The sequence below is a fragment of the Lutibacter aestuarii genome, assembly GCF_042676885.1.
Lineage (GTDB): Bacteria > Bacteroidota > Bacteroidia > Flavobacteriales > Flavobacteriaceae > Lutibacter > Lutibacter aestuarii.
This window is the reverse complement of the sequence record NZ_JBHTIC010000008.1, coordinates 743,191-755,745: the sequence shown is the minus strand read 5'-3', so window position 1 is coordinate 755,745 and position 12,555 is coordinate 743,191. Positions and strand designations below refer to the sequence as shown.

General features: G+C 29.6%; 17 protein-coding genes. 8 read left to right on the top strand and 9 right to left on the bottom strand.

What is annotated here, in order from left to right; translation table 11 throughout:
* Positions 1-90 precede the first annotated feature (90 nt).
* Genes ACFQZW_RS11065 through ACFQZW_RS11040 form a run of 6 tightly spaced genes read right to left on the bottom strand, consistent with a single transcriptional unit; the run spans position 91 to position 4,488 of the window.
* Positions 91-1,125, bottom strand: coding sequence for an AI-2E family transporter (locus ACFQZW_RS11065; protein WP_298263315.1), 1,035 nt, complete (start codon positions 1,123-1,125; stop codon positions 91-93).
* Positions 1,126-1,161: 36 nt separating this feature from the next.
* Positions 1,162-2,013, bottom strand: coding sequence for a TerC family protein (locus ACFQZW_RS11060; RefSeq protein ID WP_298263313.1), 852 nt, complete (start codon positions 2,011-2,013; stop codon positions 1,162-1,164).
* A gap of 3 nt (positions 2,014-2,016) precedes the next feature.
* Positions 2,017-2,388: a hypothetical protein gene (locus tag ACFQZW_RS11055; protein WP_298263311.1), complete on the bottom strand. Its 372-nt coding sequence runs from the start codon at positions 2,386-2,388 to the stop codon at positions 2,017-2,019.
* 10 nt (positions 2,389-2,398) lie between these two features.
* Positions 2,399-3,742, bottom strand: a complete 1,344-nt coding sequence (purB, locus tag ACFQZW_RS11050) for an adenylosuccinate lyase (protein WP_298288382.1) — start codon at positions 3,740-3,742, stop codon at positions 2,399-2,401.
* Positions 3,743-3,800: 58 nt separating this feature from the next.
* Positions 3,801-4,370: an adenylosuccinate lyase gene (locus ACFQZW_RS11045; RefSeq protein ID WP_386782998.1), complete on the bottom strand. Its 570-nt coding sequence runs from the start codon at positions 4,368-4,370 to the stop codon at positions 3,801-3,803.
* Entirely contained in the window at positions 4,363-4,488 is a 126-nt protein-coding gene (locus ACFQZW_RS11040; RefSeq protein WP_298263307.1) for a hypothetical protein, read from the bottom strand. The genes ACFQZW_RS11045 and ACFQZW_RS11040 overlap by 8 nt, the downstream gene beginning before the upstream one ends.
* Positions 4,489-4,552: 64 nt before the next feature.
* On the opposite strand from ACFQZW_RS11040, the gene ACFQZW_RS11035 reads away from it, so the two are divergent.
* From ACFQZW_RS11035 to ACFQZW_RS11000, 8 genes are all read left to right on the top strand, one after another.
* Entirely contained in the window at positions 4,553-5,539 is a 987-nt protein-coding gene (locus ACFQZW_RS11035) for a DUF1028 domain-containing protein (protein WP_386782996.1), read from the top strand.
* 4 nt (positions 5,540-5,543) lie between these two features.
* Positions 5,544-5,981: a heme-binding domain-containing protein gene (locus ACFQZW_RS11030; protein WP_298263305.1), complete on the top strand. Its 438-nt coding sequence runs from the start codon at positions 5,544-5,546 to the stop codon at positions 5,979-5,981.
* A complete protein-coding gene (locus ACFQZW_RS11025; protein WP_298263303.1) occupies positions 5,982-6,638 on the top strand; it encodes a toxin-antitoxin system YwqK family antitoxin in 657 nt (218 codons plus the stop codon).
* 52 nt (positions 6,639-6,690) lie between these two features.
* A complete protein-coding gene (locus tag ACFQZW_RS11020) occupies positions 6,691-7,317 on the top strand; it encodes a carbonic anhydrase (RefSeq protein WP_298288391.1) in 627 nt (208 codons plus the stop codon).
* Positions 7,318-7,325: 8 nt separating this feature from the next.
* Positions 7,326-8,162 (top strand): sulfurtransferase, encoded by an 837-nt coding sequence (locus ACFQZW_RS11015; protein ID WP_386782992.1) that lies wholly within the window; start codon positions 7,326-7,328, stop codon positions 8,160-8,162.
* Positions 8,163-8,385: 223 nt separating this feature from the next.
* Positions 8,386-8,577 (top strand): cold-shock protein, encoded by a 192-nt coding sequence (locus tag ACFQZW_RS11010; protein ID WP_298263299.1) that lies wholly within the window; start codon positions 8,386-8,388, stop codon positions 8,575-8,577.
* A 146-nt stretch (positions 8,578-8,723) separates the two neighbouring features.
* Positions 8,724-9,911: a tRNA 2-thiouridine(34) synthase MnmA gene (gene mnmA, locus ACFQZW_RS11005; protein ID WP_386782990.1), complete on the top strand. Its 1,188-nt coding sequence runs from the start codon at positions 8,724-8,726 to the stop codon at positions 9,909-9,911.
* A 27-nt stretch (positions 9,912-9,938) separates the two neighbouring features.
* Positions 9,939-10,874 carry an NAD(P)H-dependent flavin oxidoreductase gene (locus ACFQZW_RS11000; RefSeq protein ID WP_386782988.1) on the top strand — a complete coding sequence of 312 codons (936 nt, stop codon included), beginning with the start codon at positions 9,939-9,941 and terminating at the stop codon, positions 10,872-10,874.
* A 3-nt stretch (positions 10,875-10,877) separates the two neighbouring features.
* On the opposite strand, the gene ACFQZW_RS10995 is transcribed toward ACFQZW_RS11000, so the two are convergent.
* From ACFQZW_RS10995 to ACFQZW_RS10985, 3 genes are read right to left on the bottom strand one after another with little or no spacing between them, the layout of a single operon-like run.
* Positions 10,878-11,138, bottom strand: a complete 261-nt coding sequence (locus ACFQZW_RS10995) for a DUF1456 family protein (protein WP_298263296.1) — start codon at positions 11,136-11,138, stop codon at positions 10,878-10,880.
* Between the two features lie 39 nt (positions 11,139-11,177).
* Positions 11,178-11,558 carry a sulfite exporter TauE/SafE family protein gene (locus ACFQZW_RS10990; protein ID WP_363317302.1) on the bottom strand — a complete coding sequence of 127 codons (381 nt, stop codon included), beginning with the start codon at positions 11,556-11,558 and terminating at the stop codon, positions 11,178-11,180.
* Position 11,559: 1 nt separating this feature from the next.
* A complete protein-coding gene (locus tag ACFQZW_RS10985; protein ID WP_386782985.1) occupies positions 11,560-12,486 on the bottom strand; it encodes a lytic transglycosylase domain-containing protein in 927 nt (308 codons plus the stop codon).
* Positions 12,487-12,555: the final 69 nt, after the last annotated feature.

The window sequence follows — 12,555 nt, the reverse complement described above, 5'->3', positions numbered from 1 at the left end:
GTAACATTTATTGCACAATATTAAATTGTAAAATCTATAGTTTAAAGATACAAAATTATAAAGTGAAAAATAATTGTTTTTTCAAAAAAATTAATGTGTTCCAGATAAAAAACTTGCTAATAATTTGGTTTTAGGAAATTGCTCTAAAATAATTTTAATAAAAACGGTTAATGGAATGGCCATGATTAAACCAGGAATTCCCCAAATAAAGCCCCAAAGCATTAACATAACTAAAATGGTTATAATATTTATGGAGAATGATTTACCCATGAAAATAGGCTCTAATACACCACCAAATAGTACTTGAACTCCAGTAATTGTTACAATAAAAAAGAATAAGGTGCTTGTAGGGTCTAACTGAACAAATGCAAATAATGCTAATAAGATAACAGAAATAAATGATCCAATCATTTGAACAAAATTAATAACAAAAGCAAAAAGCCCCCAAAATATCGGAAACTTAATATCAAAAAACACACAAGCTAATCCAATACCAATACCTGTAAATAAGCTTATTAATATTTTAACTTTAATAAATTTTAATAAATCTTTTTCAATTTTCATAAAAGTTTTAACTGACGCAAACTTTTGTTTAAGAATAGTGTTGTTTAATAGCTTTTCAAAATTGATAGATTCAGCCAACCATAAAACAACAAAAAAAGCAGTCATTAGCGTCATAGAAAGGGTATTGCTAATAAATTCTAATGTGGAGCCAAAATTTTTTGAAATGTTTTCTTTTTGAAACAAATTAGAAAAAATATTTCCTTTATCACTAAAGTATTCTATTCCAAAAAACTGTTCAATTACGCTGAATAAATTGGTTAATTTGGTAGAAGCTTTTTGAATAAAAAAGTTATCAGCAGCTAAAATTTCTCTACTGGATAATTTAATAAGTTCTCCTCCAATTTTAAATATAACTCCAAAAATTAAGAGAATTACAAAAATACTGATGAATTTAGGAACATTTCTTTTGTTAAACCATCTCATTAGTGGTAAAAACAGCAATGCAATAAACATTGAAGCTATTAGAGGAATAAAAATAAAAGAAAGTATTTTTAGTAAATAAAAAATAAGGGGTATTACAATTACCAATAATAAAATATTAGTTGTTTTTCTATCGTTCATGTTTTTAGCGATGGTATCTTTTTATAATTCTTAAAATTAGTCGTTTAGCTTCTTGTCTTTTAATTTTTCATCAAGAATAGTAGAATTGTGAAGTTGAACAGGTTTTTTTCCTTTTTTCATTTTTAAATTCAAAAATTCTACAAATAGAGAGAAGAATATTGCAAAATATAAATAGCCTTTTGGTATGCTGTGTACCATATTTCCAAAAAATTCAAAATGCGCCAAATGCGAACCTTCAGCCAATAGCATAACCCCAATCAATAATAGAAAGGATAAACCTAAAATTTGAATTGTAGGATGTTCATTTACAAATTTACTTACTGGTCCAGCAAAAACAAGCATTATAATTATTGAAACTACAATAGCAATAATTATAATAACCATTCCTCCAAAATATCCAAATCCGGCAGGTGGATTGTCAAAACTTACCAAACCAATCGCAGTCAAAATACTATCAAAAGAAAATACCAAATCTAGCATTACAATTTGAATAATGGCATTTAAAACTGTAGTACTGGTTTTTACTTCTTTACCATTTACATCCCCTTCTAATTTGTGGTGAATTTCAGAAACACTTTTGTATAATAAGAAAATTCCTCCTGCAATTATAATTAAACTTTGTCCTGTGATTCCAGCTTTTAACCAAGAGGTGTCAACATGGACTAATACATTTTGTAGTTGAAGTACCCAAGAAATTCCAAATAACAAGCCAATACGAAAAACCATTGCTAGTAATAATCCTATATTTCTAGCTTTTGGTCTGTCTTTTTCTTCAAGTTTATTTGAAACTATTGAAATAAATACAATGTTGTCTATCCCTAAAACAATTTCTAAAAAAACGAGTGTTAAAAGCGCTATCCATGTATCTGGTTGTAAAAATATTTCCATGAGCTAGTCAGCTATTTTAAAAATTTCACCTTTTTGAACAAAGTTAGAATGCCCAATTACAGCTTCAAATTCATAAGAATTTTTATTGATGTTTGTAATTTTAACATGTATTGGATCTTCATCTATAGCTGTTTTAGGGTGTAACATTTTTAAAGTATAATTAAAATTGTTTTTCCATAAAATACTTAAAGTATCTATTCTACCTTCATATTTTTCAATTTGAATAGTGTCATTCCTAATAACAATGGTTTTTCCATATCCTTTACCTTCAGGAATTTCAAACGTTCCTGTTTTAAAGCGATCCGCATTTAAAGGTTCATTTTTACAGCTTATAAAAAGTGTGAAAATTGAAATTATTAGTAGTGTCTTTTTCATATTTAATAGTTTAAATTCCAGTATAATTACTAGGGGTTATTTGTTTTAGCTCTGTTTTAATTTCGGTTGAAACATCTAAGCTGTCAATAAAATCAGCCATTGATTTTTGAGTGATTTTTTCATTAGTCCTTGTCAATCCTTTTAAAGCTTCATACGGGTTGGGATAGGCTTCTCTTCTTAAAATAGTTTGAATAGCTTCAGCAACCACTGCCCAATGATTTTCTAAATCTTCAGCAAATTTAGTTTCATTAATTAATAATTTGTTTAACCCCTTTAACGTAGAAGTAAACCCAATAATTGTATGTGCAAATGGAACTCCTACATTTCTTAGAACAGTAGAATCAGTTAAATCACGTTGTAAACGTGAAACTGGAAGCTTAGCAGCCAAATGCTCAAAAATAGCATTGGCAATTCCTAAGTTTCCTTCCGAGTTTTCAAAATCTATCGGATTCACTTTATGTGGCATTGCTGATGAACCAACTTCTCCTTTTTTAATTTTTTGTTTGAAATAGTCCATTGAAACATAGGTCCAAACATCTCTATTAAAGTCAATTAGTATAGTGTTAATGCGCTTTTGAGCGTCAAAAATACCCGCTAAATGATCGTAATGTTCAATTTGTGTTGTAGGAAACGAATGATGCAGTCCTAATATTTTTTCAACAAAGTGAGTTCCAAAAGCTTTCCAATCAATAGTTGGATAAGCAACTTTATGGGCATTAAAATTACCAGTAGCACCACCAAATTTAGCTGCGTATGGTATATTTTGCAATTGTGTTATTTGTTGTTCAATGCGTTCAATAAACACCAAAATCTCTTTTCCTAATCGAGTAGGTGAAGCAGGTTGTCCGTGTGTACGAGCTAACATTGGAACATTAGCCCATTCAGCAGCTAAACCTCTTAATTTTTCTAATAGTATTGCTAATTCAGGATAATAAACAGCGTCAAATGCATCGTTTATAGATAATGGAACTGAAGTGTTATTTATGTCTTGAGAAGTTAAACCAAAATGGATAAACTCTTTATATTGCTGAAGATTTAAGCTGTCAAATTTTTCTTTTATAAAATATTCAACAGCTTTTACATCATGATTAGTAATGCCTTCAATATCTTTAATTTTTTGTGCATCTTTTGAAGTGAAATTTTTATAAATATTTCTCAGCTCATTAAAGAGATTGGTGTTGAAATTTGCTAATTGTGGTAGCGGAATTTCACACAATGCAATAAAATATTCAATTTCTACTTTTACTCTGTATTTTATAAGTGCTTCTTCTGAAAAAAAAGGAGCTAAACTTTCTACTTTACTTCTGTATCTTCCATCAATTGGAGATATGGCATTTAAATTTGTTAAAGACATTTTTTAGTTTTGTGTTGAAAAATGCAAAATTAATGAATATTAGCCAAAATAAGTAGTTTTATTTTTTGTTTATCAAGGCTAAAGTAATCTTGCCTCTTGCTTTGTATGCTGCTGTTTCTTTTGCCATGTTTTGTTGGATTATTAATTTTAATTCTTCGTGAACCCAATCATAGTTTTTTCCAAATAAAAATAAAGTAGTCATTGTATACGCTTTTACTGCAACTTTATGATTGCTAATCATCCAATCAAAACCTGTTTCAATTATTTGATCAATATGTTTTGAATTCAATTTTGTTTTTATCACTGAATCTTTTTTTGTGTTATAGGCAATGGCTAAAAAATTACAAATTTTTGCAACCGGCCTAACAGCACTATCAAAAGTTACTTTACTAATGTTTTCAGTGAAATAGCTTAAATGAGGTGCTAACCATTCTAATTTTTGTTCGCAAACAAATTCTAAAACCCAAGCAGCTTTAATGGAAGTTTTAGCTGTTACATCAAAAACTAATTCAAGTAAAAACTTAAAAAGATTGGGGTTTTCTATTACTAAATTGGCAACGCGTAACCTATTTACTATTTTGGCATTTTGAATGTTTTCTAATTGTTGAATTAAATAATCCTTATCCATTCTTCTTTTTCTTATCTTTTTTAGGAGAAAGTTTAATCATTAAATAAACAAAAGCAATTAGCACATGTAAAATAACAATTGCCATAATGGTATAAAACCAAAAATTTGAAATACCCATAATTAAATTTTGTGATTAAATTTATAAAAGAAAGTAATATCTTTAATGTTTAAAATTAAAAAATATGAAATTTTTAAGAGTGTTTATGGTTATTTTCTTTTTTGGAAGTAACCTTTTTGGGCAACAGGTATTTTCCAAAAAAGAACCATTTGCTCACACGTATTCAATTGTGGCAAGAGATACAGTAACAGGAGAAATGGGAGTGGCAGTTCAATCAAATTGGTTTTCTGTTGGAAGTTTAGTTGTTTGGGGTAAAGCAGGTGTTGGTGTGGTTGCCACACAATCTTTTATAAATCCTTCTTTTGGTCCAAGAGGATTGGCATTGTTAGAAAATGGATTAACCCCAGCTTTAGCAGTAAAAGCATTGTTAGAATTAGATGAAGGACGTGAAGTAAGGCAGTTAGCTATTTTAGATGTTCAAGGAAATGTAGAGGCTTATACAGGTAAAAATTGTATTGATGCAGCTGGACATATTGTTGGTGATAATTTTTCAGTTCAAGCAAATCTAATGGATAAAAATACGGTTTGGCCTGCTATGGCTGAAGCATTCAAAAAATCTAAAGGTAGTTTAGCAGAAAGAATGTTAATTGCAATGGAAGCTGCTCAAAATGAGGGAGGAGATATTAGAGGAAAGCAATCTGCAGCAATTTTAGTCGTTAAAGGAGAGAGTGCAGGTCATAGTTGGGAAGACATAGTTGTTGATTTAAGGGTTGAAGATCATAAAAACCCACTGCAAGAAATGAAAAGGTTACTTACAATTCATAAAGCATATGATTTTATGAATAAGGGTGATTTAGCCGTAGAAATCGGAGATAATATATTGGCTAAACAGCTTTATAAGAATGCACAAAAGCTGAATCCTAATAATTTAGAAATGAAATATTGGTATGCAATTACTTTGGCCAATAATGGAGAAATGGAGGAAGCAAAGTCAATTTTAAAAAATATTTTTAAAAAAAATAAAAAATGGAAAGAGTTAACACCTAGGTTAGTAAAACCTAAATTGTTGACTATCTCAAAAACAGAATTACAAGAAATTTTAAATCTATAAAAAAATGAAAAAAGTACTATTAATTATGTTGGTTTTAGTGGTTGTTATGCAATTTATTCGTCCAGAAAAAAACAATTCTAAAGATTATACTAATGATATCTCAACGGTTGTTGATGTTCCTAATGATGTGCAAGAAATATTAAAAACTTCTTGTGCTGATTGTCATTCAAACAATACTGTTTATCCTTGGTATAGTGAAATTGCGCCTGTGTCTTGGTATTTGGCATCGCACGTAAATGATGGGAAAAAACATTTAAATTTTTCTGAATGGACATCATATAATCAAAATCAACAAAGCCATATTAAAAAAGACTTAGAAGAAGTAATGGAAGAAAATGAAATGCCATTAAAAAGTTATTTGATTGTTCATAAAGATGCTAAATTATCGGCAAAACAACATGAAATTTTATCGAATTGGATACAGACTATTAATGTAAAATAAATGAAATTTAAATACGCTTATCTGTTATTATTTTGTGGAGTTTTTATTGTTTCTGCTCAAGAAAAAATCAATCAATTTGATGCCAATGGAAAAAGAACAGGAGTTTGGAAAAAGTATTATGCAAATAAACGTTTACGCTACCAAGGTCAATTTGAAGGAGGAAAAGAAGTAGGAGAATTTAAATTTTACAGCGCTCAAAACTCAGAGCACCCCATATCTATAAAAATATTTCAAGAAAACAGTGCAATCTCAATAGTAAAGTTTTTTACTATAAAAGGCGTTTTGGAAAGTGAAGGGCAACTTAATCAAAAAAATAGGATAGGAAAATGGGTATTTTATCATAAGGATGGTAAAACCATGCTCTCGGAAGAATTTTATGTAGATGGTTTATTAGAAGGAGTCTCGAAAACTTATTTTGAAAATGGAAAAATTGCCGAAATTCTAAACTATAAACAAGGTAAATTGCAGGGTAACGTTAAAAGGTATTCGGATACAGGAGTTTTATTAGATGATTTAAATTATGAAGATGGTAAGCGTCAAGGAATTGCTAAGTTTTATAATATAAAAGGAAAGTTAATTTATACTGGAAGTTATAAAAATGATGAAAAAGTAGGTAAGTGGAAATATTTTGAAGATGTAAAAAAATTAAAACAATAATCATATATTGCGCCTAATTTTAAAAGCAAATTAACAACAAAACTAATAGAAATTGGATATATCAAAAATTTTTTCAAACAATAGAGCTTGGATTGCTGAAAGGCTTAATGGGGATAAGGATTATTTTACTAATTTAGGGAAAGGGCAGAGCCCAGAGATTTTATATATTGGTTGTTCAGACAGTAGAGTTTCTTCTGAAGATTTAATGGGTGTGCAGCCAGGAGATGTATTTGTTCATAGAAATATTGCAAATATGGTTCCTAATACCGATTTGAATGTAATGTCTGTAATAAATTATGCGGTAATTCATTTAAAAGTTAAGCATGTAGTTGTGTGTGGTCATTATTCTTGTGGAGGTGTTAAAGCAGCTATGCAATCTAAAGATTTGGGTTTGTTAAACCCTTGGTTACGTAATATTAGAGATGTATACAGGTTGCATAAGGTTGAGCTAGATAAAATTGAATGTGAAGATAAAAAATATGATAGATTGGTAGAACTAAATGTGCAGGAACAATGTATCAATGTTTTAAAAACCGCAGATGTTCAACAAGCAATTAGAGAGCGTAATATTACTGTTCATGGTTGGGTTTGGGATATCCATACAGGTGAGTTGATAGATTTAAAAATTGATTTCAATAAAATACTGAAAGATATTAGAGAAATATATGACCTTTTTTAAAATAATTTATGAAAATTGAACCACTTGTATCAGTAGCTTGGTTATTTAAAAATATTGAAAACCCTAATTTAATAATATTAGATGCCAGTCCAAAAGAGAATAAATCTAACTTAATTCCTAAATATACTGATATAAGAATTAAAGGTGCTAGAATGTTTGATATGGAGACTACTTTTTTAGACAAAAAAAGCGCCATACCAAATATGATACCTTCAGAAGAGGTTTTTACCAAAAAATGTAGAGTGTTGGGGATTAACAATGAAAGTATTATTGTTGTTTATGATAATTTGGGAATCTATACAAGCCCAAGAGCTTGGTGGATGTTTAGAGTAATGGGGCATAAAAAAGTTGCTGTTTTAAATGGCGGGTTGGATGCTTGGATGAAAGAAGATTTTCCTGTTGAATCTATTTCAGAAATTACAAATAATAAAGGTAATTTTAAAGCGAATTATCAACCAAATTTGGTGAAAGACTCATCTTTTTTAGTTAATAACATCAAACAAAAAACACATTTGGTAATTGATGCAAGGTCGGTTGATAGGTATGAAGGAAATGTGCCTGAACCTAGAGAAAACATGGCTAGTGGTCATATTCCAAATTCGCTAAATTTACATTTTAAAAATGTTTTAGATAACGACGGTAAAATGAAGTCTAAGAATGAATTGTTGACAATTTTTCAACAATTTACAATTAAAAACCAGCCTCTAATTTTTACATGTGGTTCGGGTGTTACAGCTAGTATTTTATTATTGGCAAGTGAAATTGCGTTAGAAAACAACAAGTCGTTATATGATGGTTCTTGGGCAGAATGGGGGCAATTAGGGAAGTTTCCTATAGAAAATTAAAATCCTTTTTTTGATTTCATAATCAAATGAATATTTTTTTGCTTCTTTCTTTGTTTAAATTTTGAATAGTGTTTTCCATTACCTCACTTGCACTTTATTCAACTATTATTACAAAAATATTTTAAATCAAGAGGTTATAAAAAAAATAATAATTTATAAAACATCAGTTATGAAATTAAATTCATTATCTTTGTAATCAATATAATATTTTAAATTTTTAACAATGAGTAAAGGAACAGTAAAATTCTTCAATGAAACTAAAGGATTTGGATTCATTAAAGAAGAAGGTTCAAACAAAGAACATTTTGTCCACATTTCTGGATTAATCGATGAAATTCGTGAAGGTGATGAGGTAGAATTCGATTTACAGGAAGGTAAAAAAGGAATGAACGCAGTAAATGTAAAAGTTATTTAATATATACTTACAACCTTTTTTTGTTAAGCCTATCAATATTTTTATTGATAGGCTTTTTTCATTCTTGTACATTATACTTTCATATTTAAAATTAACTTTTTGAACCTAAAAGTTAATCGTATCTTTGCATACTTAAAATGGTTTAAATGAAAAGAGTTATTGTAGGTCTTTCTGGAGGTGTAGATAGTAGCGTAGCAGCATACCTTTTAAAGGAGCAAGGTTATGAAGTTGTTGGTTTGTTTATGAAAAATTGGCATGATGATTCTGTTACTATTTCTAACGAATGTCCTTGGTTAGAAGATAGTAATGATGCTATGATTGTTGCAGATAAATTAGGAATCCCTTTTCAAGTTGTTGATTTAAGTGAACAATATAAAGAACGCATAGTAGATTATATGTTTAATGAATATGAAAAAGGAAGAACTCCCAATCCAGATGTGTTATGTAATAGAGAAATTAAATTTGATGTTTTTTTAAAAATCGCATTAGATTTAGGAGCTGATTATGTTGCCACTGGGCATTATTGTAGAAAAGGAGAAGAAGTAATAAATAATGAAAAAGTATACAAATTAATAGCAGGGAAAGATGGTAATAAAGATCAATCTTATTTTTTATGTCAACTTTCACAACAACAATTATCCAAAGCATTATTTCCAATAGGAGAATTAACGAAGCCCGAAGTTAGAAAAATAGCAGCTGAACAAGACTTAATTACCGCTGATAAAAAAGACTCTCAAGGACTTTGCTTTATAGGTAAGGTACGTTTGCCCGAATTTTTGCAACAAAAATTACAGCCAAAAGAAGGAGTTATAGTTCAAATACCTAAAAATTCACCTTTATATAAAAGAGAAATACCAGTTTTTAACTCCAAAGAAGAAGAGTTAAAATTTTATGCTAAAAAAATTACTTACTCATTAACTGATGGTAAAATTGTTGGTAAACATCAAGGAGCTCATTATTTTACCAAAGGTCAACGAAAAGGATTGGCTGTTGGAGGAACCAAAGAACCATTATTTGTTATTGATACAGATGTTAATGACAATGTAATATATACAGGTGAAGGTAAACATCACCAAGGATTGTATAGAAATGTACTTTTTGTTTCTAATGAAGAATTGCATTGGATAAGACAAGATTTAGCACTGAAAGATACTGAAACTATGAAAGTAAAAGCTCGAATTAGATATAGACAAGCGCTAGAAGAGGCTACTTTATATAAAGTTAAAGAAGGCTTATATGTAGAGTTTCAAAACATGCAATCTGCAATTACAGAAGGCCAATTTGTAGCTTGGTATGTTAATAATGAGCTTTTAGGTTCGGGTGTTATTGCTTAAATGACGTTTTAATTCAGAAAAAATAAAATGAAAAATTGTGTCACAAATCTTTTTAATATTAAATACCCTGTTATACAAGCAGGTATGGTATGGAATAGTGGATGGAAACTAGCTTCAGCAGTTAGTAATGCTGGAGGATTAGGGTTGATTGGTGCAGGGTCTATGTATCCAGAAGTTTTAAGAGAACATATTCAAAAATGCCAAAAAGCAACAACGAAACCTTTTGGGGTTAATGTACCAATGCTATATCCTAATATTGAAGAAATTATAGAGATAATTATAAATGAACGAGTTAAAATTGTGTTTACTTCGGCAGGTAACCCTAAAACGTGGACTTCTTATTTGAAAAAAAATGGAATAACAGTAGTACATGTGGTGAGTAGTGTAAAATTTGCTGTAAAATCTGAAGAAGCAGGGGTAGATGCTGTTGTAGCAGAAGGTTTTGAAGCTGGAGGTCATAATGGTAGAGAAGAAACAACAACTTTTACATTGATTCCTATGGTGAAAGAAAAGTTAACCATACCAGTAATAGCCGCAGGAGGTATTGCAACTGGTAGAGGAATGTTAGCGGCCATGGTTTTAGGAGCAGATGCTGTTCAAATTGGAAGTAGATTTGTTGCAAGTGATGAATCTTCAGCTCATATCAATTTTAAAAATGAAGTTGTTAAAACTAAAGATGGTGATACGCATTTAACGCTAAAAGAATTGGCTCCAGTTCGTTTAATAAAAAATAAATTTTATGAGGAATTACAAGAATTGTATTCACAAAACCCTACAATTGAACAATTAAAAGAGAAATTAGGTAGGGCTAGGGCAAAGAAAGGAATGTTTGAAGGTGATTTAGCAGATGGGGAATTAGAGATTGGTCAAATTGCTGGTCTAATTCATGAGATAAAACCTGCCGCTGAAATTTTAAATGAAATTATAACCGAATTTGAAGAAGTGAAAAAAAGTTGGTGTTAAACACTACTTCTTCTTAACTATAGGATTAGGACTTTTTGGAGGCATTGGACCTCTTAAATGGATAATTAGACCATTTAAAAAATTTCGTAGAATTTGGTCTCCACATTCCATATATTTTTCGTGATTTTCATTTCTAAAAATAGCACCCAATTCACTTTTAGTAACTTTAAAATCTACTAATTCACATATTTTTACAATATCTGTGTCCCTTAATTTATGTGCTACACGTAATTTTTTAAAAATGTCATTGTTTGATAATCCCATTGGACAAAGATACTTTTTTTAATGTTGAATTGAAGATTTTTATTTTGAGAAAATTAATTTAATAGCTACCACAAGCATCATTACACCAAATATTTTTTTTAACATTCGTTGATCTATTTGTAAAGCTAATTTAGAGCCAATAAAACCGCCAATAATAAATAATGTAGAAACAATTAATGCTACTTTCCAATCGATACTTCCACCACCAGCTTTATGGTAATTATAAACAGCTAAAAAAGTTACTGGTGGCAGCATAACCGCTAAGCTTAAACCCTGAGCGTTATGTTGTGTTAAGCCCAAGAATAGAACAAATAAAGGAACCATAATAATACCACCACCAACACCAACTAAGCCACTTAAAATCCCAGCTAATAAGCCTATAAAAATTAGAGTAATAATGGTTGTTAAGGTCATTTTCATATTAAATTTCAGCAGGAACTTTTATTTGATATAACTTACCAGATTTGTTATTTAAATGGTTTTCTCGTAGCCAAGGATTGTGTAGTTTTAAAATTTTATAATTAATTCCTAACTCTTTAGAAAATTGTGCAATGTCAGTAATTGCAGAATCAACTTCTATTAATTTAATAGGCTCTAATTTATATAAATCTTCTTCGTCAAAAATAAATCCATATTTTTTAGGGTTGGATAAAATTTCTTTTACAGCAACCATTCTTGGGATATATCTCTTTGTTTCTTCAGCTAACAATAAATCGTAATAATCTGTTACTTTTTGTTGTTCTACTTTTCTTGCAATACCACTTTTTCCTGCGTTATATGCAGCGGCAGCCATTGTCCAACTTCCAAAGTGTTCTTTAGCATCTTTTAAGTATTTACAAGCAACTTGTGTTGCCTTTTCAAGATGGTATCTTTCATCTACATTATTGTTAACTTCTAAACCATTTTCTCTAGCGGTATTTCTCATGATTTGCCAAAAACCTTTAGCGCCAGCTGGAGATGTTACATTTTGAAGACCACTTTCTATTACCGCCAAATATTTAAAATCATTAGGAATACCATTTTTCTTTAAAATAGGCTCTATAATTGGAAAATATTTATGGGCTCTTTTAAACAAAAGTAATCCATTTGATTGCCAATAAGTATTAACCAATAATTCTCTATCTACGCGCTCTCTAATATCTTCTTTTTCAATAGGGACTCTTTCTCCTGCAAATTCTAAATTTTGAGGTATTTTTAGAGCTCTAATTTGATAGGTTTCACTGGTGTTTTTATCATTTTCAACTGTTTCTGTAGGGGTTTTATTGTAATTGCTTTTAGTCGCAAAAATAAATAAAGAGCTCACTAAAATAATAGCTAATAAACCTGCTAGTTTAATTGAATTTTTCATGATAGTATTAATTTTAAGAGGGTAAATTACAAATAAATTTAAACTTAATGAAGAGGTGGTTCTATTTTA

What these genes read in the sequence shown, in the direction of transcription:
- mnmA (WP_386782990.1), top strand. Translation starts at nt 8,724, where the DNA reads ATGAAAAGAGTTATTGTAGGTCTTTCTGGAGGTGTAGATAGTAGCGTA.
- ACFQZW_RS11035 (WP_386782996.1), top strand. Translation starts at nt 4,553, where the DNA reads ATGAAATTTTTAAGAGTGTTTATGGTTATTTTCTTTTTTGGAAGTAAC.
- ACFQZW_RS11025 (WP_298263303.1), top strand. Translation starts at nt 5,982, where the DNA reads ATGAAATTTAAATACGCTTATCTGTTATTATTTTGTGGAGTTTTTATT.
- ACFQZW_RS11000 (WP_386782988.1), top strand. Translation starts at nt 9,939, where the DNA reads ATGAAAAATTGTGTCACAAATCTTTTTAATATTAAATACCCTGTTATA.
- ACFQZW_RS11030 (WP_298263305.1), top strand. Translation starts at nt 5,544, where the DNA reads ATGAAAAAAGTACTATTAATTATGTTGGTTTTAGTGGTTGTTATGCAA.
- purB (WP_298288382.1), bottom strand. Translation starts at nt 3,742, where the DNA reads ATGTCTTTAACAAATTTAAATGCCATATCTCCAATTGATGGAAGATAC.
- ACFQZW_RS11040 (WP_298263307.1), bottom strand. Translation starts at nt 4,488, where the DNA reads ATGGGTATTTCAAATTTTTGGTTTTATACCATTATGGCAATTGTTATT.
- ACFQZW_RS11045 (WP_386782998.1), bottom strand. Translation starts at nt 4,370, where the DNA reads ATGGATAAGGATTATTTAATTCAACAATTAGAAAACATTCAAAATGCC.
- ACFQZW_RS11055 (WP_298263311.1), bottom strand. Translation starts at nt 2,388, where the DNA reads ATGAAAAAGACACTACTAATAATTTCAATTTTCACACTTTTTATAAGC.
- ACFQZW_RS10985 (WP_386782985.1), bottom strand. Translation starts at nt 12,486, where the DNA reads ATGAAAAATTCAATTAAACTAGCAGGTTTATTAGCTATTATTTTAGTG.
- ACFQZW_RS10995 (WP_298263296.1), bottom strand. Translation starts at nt 11,138, where the DNA reads ATGGGATTATCAAACAATGACATTTTTAAAAAATTACGTGTAGCACAT.
- ACFQZW_RS11010 (WP_298263299.1), top strand. Translation starts at nt 8,386, where the DNA reads ATGAGTAAAGGAACAGTAAAATTCTTCAATGAAACTAAAGGATTTGGA.
- ACFQZW_RS11060 (WP_298263313.1), bottom strand. Translation starts at nt 2,013, where the DNA reads ATGGAAATATTTTTACAACCAGATACATGGATAGCGCTTTTAACACTC.
- ACFQZW_RS11015 (WP_386782992.1), top strand. Translation starts at nt 7,326, where the DNA reads ATGAAAATTGAACCACTTGTATCAGTAGCTTGGTTATTTAAAAATATT.
- ACFQZW_RS10990 (WP_363317302.1), bottom strand. Translation starts at nt 11,558, where the DNA reads ATGAAAATGACCTTAACAACCATTATTACTCTAATTTTTATAGGCTTA.
- ACFQZW_RS11065 (WP_298263315.1), bottom strand. Translation starts at nt 1,125, where the DNA reads ATGAACGATAGAAAAACAACTAATATTTTATTATTGGTAATTGTAATA.